9 protein-coding genes are annotated in these 10,776 nt (G+C 71.9%); 4 read left to right on the top strand and 5 right to left on the bottom strand.

Annotated elements, in window-relative coordinates:
- The first annotated feature begins 130 nt into the window (after window positions 1-130).
- Window positions 131-1,039 carry a heme o synthase gene (locus RWK90_RS00920; protein ID WP_396230248.1) on the top strand — a complete coding sequence of 303 codons (909 nt, stop codon included), beginning with the start codon at window positions 131-133 and terminating at the stop codon, window positions 1,037-1,039.
- 67 nt (window positions 1,040-1,106) lie between these two features.
- Here the strand turns inward: RWK90_RS00920 and RWK90_RS00915 are convergent, their stop codons facing one another.
- Window positions 1,107-2,075: a quinone oxidoreductase gene (locus RWK90_RS00915; RefSeq protein ID WP_314033781.1), complete on the bottom strand. Its 969-nt coding sequence runs from the start codon at window positions 2,073-2,075 to the stop codon at window positions 1,107-1,109.
- Window positions 2,076-2,606: 531 nt separating this feature from the next.
- On the opposite strand from RWK90_RS00915, the gene RWK90_RS00910 reads away from it, so the two are divergent.
- The gene (locus RWK90_RS00910; RefSeq protein ID WP_314033779.1) at window positions 2,607-3,917 is read left to right on the top strand and encodes a hypothetical protein; all 1,311 of its coding nucleotides are present in this window, start codon (window positions 2,607-2,609) and stop codon (window positions 3,915-3,917) included.
- Between the two features lie 156 nt (window positions 3,918-4,073).
- Here RWK90_RS00910 and RWK90_RS00905 read toward each other — a convergent pair whose 3' ends face one another.
- From RWK90_RS00905 to mptB, 4 genes are read right to left on the bottom strand one after another with little or no spacing between them, the layout of a single operon-like run.
- Complete coding sequence (locus RWK90_RS00905) at window positions 4,074-5,057, bottom strand: COX15/CtaA family protein (protein ID WP_314033777.1); 984 nt, start codon at window positions 5,055-5,057, stop codon at window positions 4,074-4,076.
- 38 nt (window positions 5,058-5,095) lie between these two features.
- Window positions 5,096-5,887 carry an ABC transporter permease gene (locus tag RWK90_RS00900; RefSeq protein WP_314033775.1) on the bottom strand — a complete coding sequence of 264 codons (792 nt, stop codon included), beginning with the start codon at window positions 5,885-5,887 and terminating at the stop codon, window positions 5,096-5,098.
- Window positions 5,884-6,819, bottom strand: coding sequence for an ABC transporter ATP-binding protein (locus tag RWK90_RS00895; protein WP_314033773.1), 936 nt, complete (start codon window positions 6,817-6,819; stop codon window positions 5,884-5,886). Before RWK90_RS00895 ends, RWK90_RS00900 begins: the two co-directional genes overlap by 4 nt.
- A gap of 25 nt (window positions 6,820-6,844) precedes the next feature.
- Window positions 6,845-8,431 (bottom strand): polyprenol phosphomannose-dependent alpha 1,6 mannosyltransferase MptB, encoded by a 1,587-nt coding sequence (mptB, locus tag RWK90_RS00890; RefSeq protein ID WP_314033771.1) that lies wholly within the window; start codon window positions 8,429-8,431, stop codon window positions 6,845-6,847.
- Between the two features lie 155 nt (window positions 8,432-8,586).
- On the opposite strand from mptB, the gene RWK90_RS00885 reads away from it, so the two are divergent.
- Both RWK90_RS00885 and sufB read left to right on the top strand, forming a co-directional pair.
- On the top strand, window positions 8,587-9,324 hold the full coding sequence (locus RWK90_RS00885; RefSeq protein WP_314033769.1) for a MarR family transcriptional regulator: 738 nt from the start codon (window positions 8,587-8,589) through the stop codon (window positions 9,322-9,324).
- Window positions 9,321-10,772 carry a Fe-S cluster assembly protein SufB gene (gene sufB, locus RWK90_RS00880; protein ID WP_314033767.1) on the top strand — a complete coding sequence of 484 codons (1,452 nt, stop codon included), beginning with the start codon at window positions 9,321-9,323 and terminating at the stop codon, window positions 10,770-10,772. Before RWK90_RS00885 ends, sufB begins: the two co-directional genes overlap by 4 nt.
- The last annotated feature ends 4 nt before the right edge of the window (window positions 10,773-10,776 follow it).

Here is a 10,776-nt window from a genome sequence, read left to right as displayed (position 1 = left end):
ACGTCTGCTGCGAGGAGTTCCGGTGCACGATTCCACCCCGACCAGGAGTGGGGGGCCATCAGTCTCCCCTCCAGAGTCCACGGGGCGGCCGGCTCCGGCGAGCGGGCGGGCCCGTGTTGTCGACGTGGTGATGGCGTACATCGCCCTCACCAAACCCCGTGTCATCGAGCTGCTCCTGGTGGCCGCCATCCCCGCCCTCCTGCAGGCGGATCGCGGTAGCGTCCACCTCTCCCTCGTCCTGCTGACCCTGGTCGGCGGATGGATGGGCGCGGCGAGCGCGAACTCGCTCAACATGGTGGTCGACTACGACATCGACCAGGTGATGAAGCGCACGGAACGCCGTCCGCTCGCGCGCCACGCGATCACCCGCCGGGCCGCGCTGATCTTCGGACTCCTCCTCGGGGTGGCCAGCATGCTCTGGCTGGGCCTGCTCGCGAACAGCTGGCTCGCCGCCTTCTTCATCCTGATCACGATCCTGTTCTACGTCATCGTCTATTCGATGATCCTCAAGCGCCGCACCGCCCAGAACGTCGTCTGGGGAGGCGCCGCCGGGTGCATGCCGGTGTTCGTGTCGTGGGCCGTCATCACCGACAACATGCCCGACGGGCAGCCGCACAACTGGTGGCAGGCCGTCGTGTTATTCCTCGTCATCTTCTTCTGGACCCCGCCGCACACCTGGGCGCTGGCGATGCGCTACAAGGAGGACTACGAGGCCGCCGGCGTGCCCATGCTCCCGGTCATCATGGCCCCGGAGGGCGTGACCCGCCGCATCACCATCTACACCTGGGTGACCGTCCTGTGCACTCTGGCACTGATCCCCGCCGCCGGCTGGATCTACGCGGCCGGCGCGATCGGGTTCGGCGCATGGTTCATCGTCATGGCACACCGCCTCGAGGCCGGGGTCCGCCGCGGTGTCGAGGTGAAGCCGCTCAAGCTGTTCATCCTCTCGAACAACTATCTCGCCGGGGTGTTCGTCGCGCTGTCGATCGACGCCGTCCTCGGCCTGCAGACGGTCGCCGAGATCCTCCCGCTGAGCTGACCGCGCGCGCCGCGGCGCGCCGGCGGTTCGCCTCGCCAGCGGTCCGAAACGGGGACGGTTCGCGCGCTCAGCGCCCGGGGTCGAGGGTGACGGACCCGGTGGTCCGCCGTCCCTGCAGCGCCCGATGCGCCTCCGCGGCCTCGGACAGCCCGAACGACGCGCCCACCGACAGTCGCAGCGTGCCGTCGACGACCCCCTCGAGGACCTCGCCGGCCCGGGCCCGGAACTCCTCGGTCGTCGCGATGTAGTCGGCGAGTGTCGGCCGGGTGAGGAACACCGATCCGGCCGCGTTGAGCCGCTGCGGATCGACCGGCGGAACCGGCCCGCTCGCGGCACCGAACAGCACCAGCGTCCCGCGCCGTGCGAGGGACGCGAGACTGTCGTCGAAGGTGTCGCGGCCGACGCCGTCGAAGACTGTGGCCACACCCCCGCCAGACAGCTCCCGAACCCTGTCCGGGGTCGCCTCCGGGTAGAGCAGCACGTGGTGCGCGCCCAGCTCCCTGCAGAGCTCCGCCTTCTCCGCCGTCGACGTGGTCGTGACCACCCGGAAGCCGTGCGCCACGGCCAGCTGGATGAGCAGCTGACCGACCCCACCCGCCCCGGCGGTGATCAGCACCGTGTCGCCGGCTGACGCCCGGTGGGTGTCCGTGATCAGGTAATGCGCCGTGAGCCCTTGGAGGAGCATCGAGGCCGCGACGTCGTCGTCGACCTCGTCGGGCACGGTGACCACCGACTCGGCCGGCGCCACCACGTACTCGGCGTAGGACTCCGGTACCTGGCACCAGGCGACACGGTCCCCGACCACCAGGTCCCGCGTCCCCTCACCGACCGCCTCGATGACACCGGCACCCTCGCTGCCCGGGATGAACGGCAGCTCCCGCTCGTAGATGCCCTCGCGGAAGTAGGTGTCGATGTAGTTGACCCCGATCGCCCGGGTACGGACGAGGACCTCACCCGGCCCCGGGGTCGGTACGTCCACCTCGGCCGGGGTGAGCACCTCTGGTCCGCCGTGGCTGGAGATCTGGATGGCACGCATGGCCACCAGTATCCGACAGCGCGCGACCGGGCGCAGCCGGTGCCCGGCGACGGAGTGGCGGCCATGCGGGAGTGCCGGCTCATCCGGCACGGGGGAGGCGATAGGCTACGCCCCATGAGCCTGCAGATCCTTTCCCAGTACGCCGGGGGGCCGCGAGTCCGGGCCACCGGCCGGTCCGAGATCACCACGACGGGATCCGACGCGGCGCCCGACACCGTCGCCCCGGCGGCTGTCGCGGAGGAGACTGCGGCGACGCCTGCCACCCCGGACACCGCGGCTGACACGGGTGCGGACGAGCAGGCTGCCGCCGCACAGGAGGCTCCGCAGGCGGCTGAGGAGACACCGCCCGCCGCGGCGCCGGCTCCCGCCGCGACCGCGGCGGGCGGGGGCATCTCGCTCGGTCGTCGCGCTCCTCGCGCTCCGGGTGGTGGCGCGTCGACTCTGCACGGTTCCCGGATCACCGAGGTAGGCGGCAGCGGCTCAGTTCCCGCGACCACCGCGCCCCAGGCTGACCCGGCACCGTCGGCGCCCGTGGCGGAGGCTGCTCCCGAGGCGGCTCCCGCGGCTTCTGCTGCCGCGTCGGCGACGCCCGCGGCGGAGGACGCGGCGCCTGTCGCCGATACGCCGGCGTCCGCCACCCCGGCGTCCGACGCCCCGGCGTCCGGTGCCCCGGCGTCCGGCGGCGGTCTCAAGCTGGGTGGCGGTTCCAAGGCGAAGGCCCCCGGCGGCGGTTCCGCCGGGCGACTGGTGCTCGGCGGCGGGGCCGGGGCGGCCGCCGCCGCTGGTGCGGCTGGCTCCTCGGCCGGCGCGGAGAAGCCCGCTGCCACGCCCCCGGCGGCGACCGCGCCCGAACACGAGACGAAGTCCGCGGCGGAAAGCGAGACCGCCCCTGCGGATGCAGCCGACGCGGAGGGCACGACCACCGACGCCGCGCCCGCGGAGAAGAAGTCCGGCGGCCTCACCCTGGGCGGAGGCTCGGGCGCCAAGGCGCCCGGCGGCGGCAAGTCCGGCGGCCTCACCCTCGGTGGCGGCTCCGGCGCGAAGGCACCCGGGGGCGGCAAGTCCGGCGGCCTCACACTCGGTGGCGGCTCCGGCGCGAAGGCACCCGGCGGCGGCAAGTCCGGCGGCCTCCCCCCGGGCGGAGGCACGGGCTCCTACGCGCCCGGCGGCGGCAAGTCCGGCGGCCTCCCCCCGGGCGGAGGCACGGGCTCCTACGCGCCCGGCGGCGGCAAGTCCGGCGGCCTCCCCCTCGGTGGCGGCTCCGGCGCGAAGGCACCCGGCGGCGGCAAGTCCGGCGGCCTCACCCTGGGCGGAGGCTCAGCCGCGGCCGGGAAGGACGAGGCCCCCGCGCCCTCTGCCGCTGATCGTCCGGCGGATGCGCCCGCCGCGTCGCAGCCCGCGGCCGTGCCCCCGGCCGATGCGCCCGCGGAGAAGAAGGAGACGCCCGCCGCGGCGGCCGGCAAGCCCACCGGCGCCGAGGCTGCAGGGGAGAAGCCCGCGGCCGAGAAGGCCCCTGTCGAGAAGATCGAGGCCGCGCCCGTCCCCGCCGGTCCGACCCCGCCGGCCAAGACCGCCAAGTTCGTCGAGAAGTTCCTCTCCCGTCACGGCGGATCGGCGGATGTGGTCCTACAGCCGGTCGGGCGCCGCGGTGTGCGGATCACCCTCGTGGGCGCGGACGGCGTCCTGGGGGACACCATGGTCGACACGCTGGCCGAGGCCGAGGCCGTGCGCGACGGGATCGCCGGCCTCACCGGTTCGGACTGGACGCGCGAACTCGTCTCCCGCACCGATGTCCCGGCCGGGCACTGGAAGCGCATGGCGGGCTCGGGCGCGCTGGTCTGACGGCCGGGCGGGCACCGGTCGCCGGGGCCCGCGCCACCGACAAAAAATCCGCTACTCCACCCCCGGATCCGCTACCCGCACACGGGTAGCGGATCCGGGTTCGGGGTAGCGGATTTGGTCGTTTCGGCGGCGGCCCGGGCGGTCAGCCCGCAGGCGTCACGCCGGGATCCGGTCCCGGATGACCCCGGCCGCCCACAGCGCGCCGGTGACGGCGGTGATCGCGCCGGCCAGCGTCACGTGCGCCACCACGAGGGCCTCGGGCACCCCGAGCTGGTACTGGGTGATCCCCACGACGGCCTGGAGCGCGATGAGCCCGATGAGGATCGCGCACCGCCGGATCGCGGGACCCTGGGTGCGCAGTGCGATGAGCCCGGCCAGCAGGCCGATGAGCAGGCAGACGTAGCCGATCATCAGCTCGGCGTGGAAGTGCACGAGCCACTGGATGGGCAGCTGGAGCCGGTCGGCGGCCTCGATACGCGCGTCGCCGGCGTGGGGGCCGGCGCCGGTGACCATCGTCCCGGTGGCGAGGACGCCGGCCAGCAGGACGGCGGACAGGGCGGTGAGCCAGTCCAGCGGTCGGGGCACGACGCGGCGCGGCGGGGCGGTGTCGTCCTCGCCGATGCGCACGAACAGGATCGCCGCGACCCAGGCCAGCAGCATGGACGGCAGGAGGTGCAGGGCGACGGTCCACCACACCAGCCCCGCGAGCACGGTGATGCCCCCGATGACGGCCTGCGCGACGATACCCAGCGGCATGGCGAGGGCGAGCACCTTCAGTTCGGTCCGACGCCCCGCCCGGAAGACCGCGAGGATCAACGCGGCGGCCACGGCGACCAGGACGAACGTGAGCAGGCGGTTGCCGAACTCGATCGCCTGGTGGATGGCCGGCCCGGCGCCGGGGACGGGGACGAAGCTGTCCTGGTTGCACCGCGGCCAGGTCTCGCATCCGAGCCCGGAGGCGGTGACACGGACGGTCACGCCGGTGGTCATGATGCCGATCTGGGCGATGAGGTTGGCCAGGGCGATGCCCTTCTGTGCCCGCAGTGACGGCATCGGCAGCCGGGACAGCGGGCCGCCGGATCCCTTCGGCTCGGGCGCGGCCGGGGCTCCGGAGGTCGGGGCGTGCGATGTCGACGTCACGGCCCCGATTCTAGGCCGCGCCGCGCGGGTCACCGCTATCAGGTGAACGAGAAGTGACGCACGGCAAATCCGCCGCACACGGCGGTCCACAGCGCCAGGGAGAGCGCGGCCAGGGCGGGTACGCCGCCTCCGGTCGCGGTGACCAGGGCGGTGGTCAGTGCGTAGGAGGGGACGACGACGAGGAGGTCGTGCACCGCGGTGGGGAGGTCGACCACCCCGATGGCGAGTCCGGCCCCACCGATGAGGACGAACCAGATCAGGTTGGCGAGCGCGAGGACGATCTCTGCGCGCAGGGTGCCGCCGAGGAGCAGCCCCATCGAGGAGAAGGCCACCGAGCCGAGGGCGACCGCGACGGCACCGAGCGCGAGCCCCGCCGCCTCGGGGCGCCATCCGAGCACGGCGGCGATGACGCCGAGGATGACGGCCTGCCCGGCGACGAGGACGAGGGTCGCGAGGATCTTGCCCGCGATGATGACGCCCGGCGGGAGCGGCGTGCCGCCGAGTCGCTTGAGGGCGCCGTAGCGCCGGTCGAAGCCGACGGCGATCGCCTGCCCGGTGAACGCGGTCCCCATGACGGAGATCGTGAGCACCGCCGTGATCGCGTGGTCGATGCGGGGCTCGGGCACCGCGCCGAACTCGATGGCGGTGAGCCCGAACAGGATGGCGACGGGGATTACCAGTGCCACGAGCAACTGCTCGCCGTTGCGCAGGAACAGCGCCAATTCCATGCGGGTCTGCGCCGCGGTCATCCGGGCGACGGACGCGGGGGCGGAGGGTCGGGCGAAGGTGCCGGGGGTGAAGCGGTTCCCGTCTTCTGGGGCGTGGGTCATCGCAGTTCCCGTCCGGTCAGGTCGAGGAAGACCTCCTCGAGGCTCCTGGTGCGGGTGGCCAGGGAGGTCAGTTGGACGTCGGCCCGCTCGAGGGCGGCGCACATCGCGGTCATGAGGGCGGGGGAGACGGGACCGTGTACCTCGAGCACCCCGGCGGCGGTGCCCGCCGCGACGGTGTGTCGGTCGTCGAGGACATCGGTGAACAGAGACGGGGACACCTCGCCGTCGACGACGAGGGTGACCCCCTCGGCGGTCCCCGCGCGCTCCAGCTCGGCGGGGCTGCCCGAGGCGACGCGGCGACCGTGGTCGACGATCACCACCTCGTCGGCCAGGGACGCGGCCTCGTCCATGAGGTGGGTGGTGAGCAGGACCGCGGCGCCGTCGCGGCGCAGTGCGTGGACGAGGTCCCAGACGGCGCGGCGTGACTGGGCGTCGAGGCCCGCGGTCGGTTCGTCGAGGAAGACCAGTTCGGGCCGCCCGATGACGGCGATCGCGAGGGACAGTCGCTGCTGCTGCCCGCCGGACAGCCGTCGGTAGGGGGTCCTCACGTGGTCGCGCAGACCCAGTTCGCCGAGGAGCCAGTCGGGATCGAGGGGGTCGGCGTAGTACGAGGCCACGAGGTGGAGCATCTCGCCGACGCGGGCGGAGGGGTACGCGCCGCCGCCCTGGAGCATCATGCCGATGCGGCTGCGAACCCGCTGCCGCTCGGTCACCGGGTCCAGACCCAGGACACGGACCGTGCCGGAGTCGGGGCGCAGGAATCCCTCGCAGATCTCCACGGTCGTGGTCTTGCCGGCCCCGTTCGGTCCGAGCAGCGCCATGACCGCACCGCGTTCGAGTCTGAGGTCCAGACCGGCGACGGCGGTGGTGGCGCCGAACCTCTTGACGAGTCCCTCGACGTGCAGTGCGGGGGAATCCGTCGAAGAGGTCACGGCTGCCGATTGTAGGCCGGTCGCGCTAGCGGTACCGCAACAGCCCCGGCCAGCGGAACAGGGCGATGAGCAGGACGCCGACGATCACCACGGTGGCCGCCCACGCCTGGACCGTGACGAACGGCGGCAGGCCCGCACCGGGGGGCAGGGTGAAGCAGGCGAGCACCGCGCTGACCGCGACCACGGGTACGCGGAACTCCCAGCGGGACGCCCACGCCGCGAGCGGGACGAGCGCCCAGAGGATGTACCACGGGTGCACGACGGGGAAGCACAGCACGATCGCGGCCATGGAGACCCCGAGCCCGCCGACCGGGTCGATGCGGCCCGACTGCACCGCGAAGAGCATGCGCACGGTGAAGGCGCCGGCGACGACCAGGGCCGCGGTCTGGACCATCACGAGGATCTGGGCGGTGTGGTCGCCGAGCCCGAGGTACTGACCGATCCCGCCGACCAGCACGCCGAACGCGGTCGGCGGGGACAACCAGCTCCGCAGTGACGTGGCGGCCCCGAGTTTGGTGACCCAGCCGAAGCCCGACGACGTGACGGCCATCGCGACGGCGGTCGTGAGGCCGGAGATCAACAGCATCACGGCCGCCGCGCGGACCGTCGCCCGCCACTCCCCGCCCCAGCGGCGGGCCAGCGCCATGCCGACGAACCCCAGCGCGACGATCGTCGGCAGTTTGACGAGCGCCGACCCGGTGACGAGGACGGTGCCCAGGACGAAGAGCGGGATCGACCGACTCGGGGGGGCGACGGATTCCACGGCCCGGAGGGACAGGACCAGGCCGACCGCCAGGAGTCCCATCATGAGGGACTCGGAGTGGATCCCCGAGACCAGGTGGAACAGCACCAGGGGGTTGGCGACCGCCAGCCACAGCGCGGCCACGTCCGAGACGCCGCAGTATTCCGCCAGGCGCGGCACCGCCCAGCCGAGCATGAGGATCCCGAGCACGGCGACGACGCGGTGCAGGACGGTGCCCGCCACCACGTCGTCCCCGGTGAGCGAGTGGATGGCCTTCTGGACGCCGAGGTAGAGCGGCCCGTACTGGTTGGGGGTGTCCCGCCAGATGTCGGGGACGTTGATCGTGAGCGCGTGGCCGGCCCCGAGTGCCGAGACCGGGCCGAGTTCGTACGGGTCGTCGAGGGCGTTCCCGATAGCCCCCTGCGCGAGGTAGCTGTAGACGTCCTTGCTGAACATCGGGGGAGCGAGCGCGAGCGGGAGCGCCCACGAGGCGATCACCTTGTCGAGGGTCGCGCGGTCGATCCGCCCGCTCGGACGCCCCCGGCGGTCGCGGCCCAGCACGTACGGGGCGAGTAGCAGCCAGCAGAGCGTGATCACGACCATCCCGGCCATGACCACCGTCATCGACGACTGCTGCAGACGGAGCCAGAGCCCGAACAGTCGCTCACCGGCGATGGGGTTCTGCAGCACCGGTAGCGCCCCGGCCCCGAGAGCCCCCACCGCCATCGCGACGGACGCCGTCGTGCCGATGCGACGGATACGCCACAGGCGCGCCATCTCGGCGGACAGCGGGGAGCCGGTGAACCCCTCGCGGGTGTGGAGCCGCGAGGTGACCGAGCCGGCGCCGCGCACCGGGACGTCTCGCGCCATCGCCTGCTCCCTCCTCCACCTCCACCGCGGGCGAACCTCTCGCCCCGCGGGACGCGCCCGGGGGTGGGGGAATATTTCCGAAACGAATGTGTTGCGTAATATCAGGAGGTGCGCCCCGCCCGGGCGCACAGAGCATATCCGGAAGGGAGTGGCGTATGAGCGTGCAGCACGCGGTAGACAGCAGTACGCGCCCCGACACGCGCTCGACGATCCGGGAACTCCTGCTGGAACGCGGAGCACTCACCGCGGCCGAGATCGGGCGGGAACTGGGGCTCACCGCCGCCGGTGTCCGACGCCACCTGGACCACCTGGTCGAGGCCGGCGAGGTCGAGGCCACCCGCACGCGGCCGGCGGGCACCCGCGGACGCCCGGCCCGGGTGTTCCAGGTCACGGCCACCGGTCGGAGCACCGCCCGCCACGGGTACGATCACCTGGCGGTCGAGGCGCTGACGGCCCTGCGGCGCATCGGCGGATCGGCCGCGGTCACGGAGTTCGCCCGTGAGCGGGTGCGCTCGGTGATCGGACACGTCCGGCCGGCCGAGGGTCCCCATGACGTCGAGCGCGCCGCGACCGACATCGCCGTGGCCCTGTCCGAGGCGGGGTACGCGTCGTCCGTGGAGGACGCCGGCAGGGGGCTGCAGATCTGCCAGCACCACTGCCCGGTGTGGAACGTCGCCTCCCGGTTCCCCGAACTCTGCGAGGCCGAGCAGGAGGTGGTGTCCGAAATCGTGGGCACCCACGTCCAGCGACTCGCGACCATCGCGGGCGGCAACTGCGCCTGCACCACGAACATCCCGACCGGGACCGTGTCCGCGGAAGATCTCGCGGCCACGATCCCCGCACACGCCGACGCAGCCGCGTCGGCACCGACCGCCGAAAGGACAGTGCGATGACCATCACCCCCGATCAGGTGACGGCCGACGTCACGGAGCCGACCACCGATGAGGAGCGGATCGCCTCCATCGGCCAGTACAACTACGGCTGGCACGACTCCGACGATGCCGGTGCCACCGCGCAGCGAGGCCTGTCCGAGGCGGTCGTGCGCGACATCTCCGCCAAGAAGAACGAGTCCGAGTGGATGCTCGACAAGCGACTCAAGGCGCTGAAGATCTTCGACAAGAAGCCGATGCCCAAGTGGGGCTCGGACCTGTCCGGGATCGACTTCGACAACATCAAGTACTTCGTCCGCTCCACGGAGAAGCAGGCCACCAGCTGGGAGGACCTGCCCGAGGACATCAAGAACACCTACGACAAGCTCGGCATCCCCGAGGCCGAGAAGCAGCGGCTCGTCGCCGGCGTGGCCGCGCAGTACGAGTCCGAGGTGGTGTACCACCAGATCCGCGAGGACCTGGAGAGCCAGGGCGTCATCTTCATGGACACCGACACGGCGCTCAAGGAGCATCCCGAGTACTTCGAGGAGTACTTCGGCTCGGTCATCCCCTCCGGGGACAACAAGTTCTCCGCCCTCAACACGGCGGTGTGGTCCGGCGGCTCGTTCATCTACGTCCCCAAGGGCGTGCACGTGGACATCCCGCTGCAGGCCTACTTCCGCATCAACACGGAGAACATGGGGCAGTTCGAGCGGACGCTCATCATCGTCGACGAGGACGCCTACGTCCACTACGTCGAGGGCTGCACTGCGCCGATCTACAAGTCGGACTCCCTGCACTCCGCGGTGGTCGAGATCATCGTCAAGAAGGGCGGCCGCTGCCGCTACACGACCATCCAGAACTGGTCGAACAACGTCTACAACCTCGTCACCAAGCGGGCCCGCGCCGAAGAGGGCGCGACCATGGAGTGGATCGACGGCAACATCGGTTCCAAGGTGACCATGAAGTACCCGGCCGTGTGGCTGACCGGTGAGCACGCCAAGGGCGAGGTGCTCTCGGTCGCGTTCGCCGGCGAGGGCCAGCACCAGGACACCGGCTCCAAGATGCTCCACCTGGCGCCCAACACCTCGTCGAACATCGTCTCCAAGTCGGTGGCGCGTGGCGGCGGACGCTCGGCGTACCGCGGGCTGATCCAGATCAACCCCGGCGCCAAGGGCTCCAAGTCGAACGTCGAGTGTGACGCGCTGCTGGTGGACAACATCAGCCGGTCGGACACCTACCCCTACATCGACATCCGCGAGGACGACGTCACGCTGGGGCACGAGGCCACGGTCTCCAAGGTGAGCCAGGACCAGCTGTTCTACCTCATGAGCCGCGGCCTGGCCGAGGACGAGGCGATGGCCATGATCGTGCGCGGGTTCGTGGAGCCGATCGCCAAGGAGCTCCCCATGGAGTACGCGCTCGAGCTGAACCGCCTGATCGAACTGCAGATGGAAGGATCGGTGGGCTGACCCC

It is taken from the genome of Dietzia sp. CH92, from assembly GCF_032248695.1.
Lineage (GTDB): Bacteria > Actinomycetota > Actinomycetes > Mycobacteriales > Mycobacteriaceae > Dietzia.
Note: the sequence above shows the minus strand (reverse complement) of the source record. Positions and strands in the feature narration are given on the sequence as shown.

What these genes read in the sequence shown, in the direction of transcription:
- RWK90_RS00920 (WP_396230248.1), top strand. Translation starts at nt 131, where the DNA reads ATGGCGTACATCGCCCTCACCAAACCCCGTGTCATCGAGCTGCTCCTG.
- RWK90_RS00915 (WP_314033781.1), bottom strand. Translation starts at nt 2,075, where the DNA reads ATGCGTGCCATCCAGATCTCCAGCCACGGCGGACCAGAGGTGCTCACC.
- RWK90_RS00900 (WP_314033775.1), bottom strand. Translation starts at nt 5,887, where the DNA reads ATGACCCACGCCCCAGAAGACGGGAACCGCTTCACCCCCGGCACCTTC.
- mptB (WP_314033771.1), bottom strand. Translation starts at nt 8,431, where the DNA reads ATGGCGCGAGACGTCCCGGTGCGCGGCGCCGGCTCGGTCACCTCGCGG.
- RWK90_RS00885 (WP_314033769.1), top strand. Translation starts at nt 8,587, where the DNA reads ATGAGCGTGCAGCACGCGGTAGACAGCAGTACGCGCCCCGACACGCGC.
- sufB (WP_314033767.1), top strand. Translation starts at nt 9,321, where the DNA reads ATGACCATCACCCCCGATCAGGTGACGGCCGACGTCACGGAGCCGACC.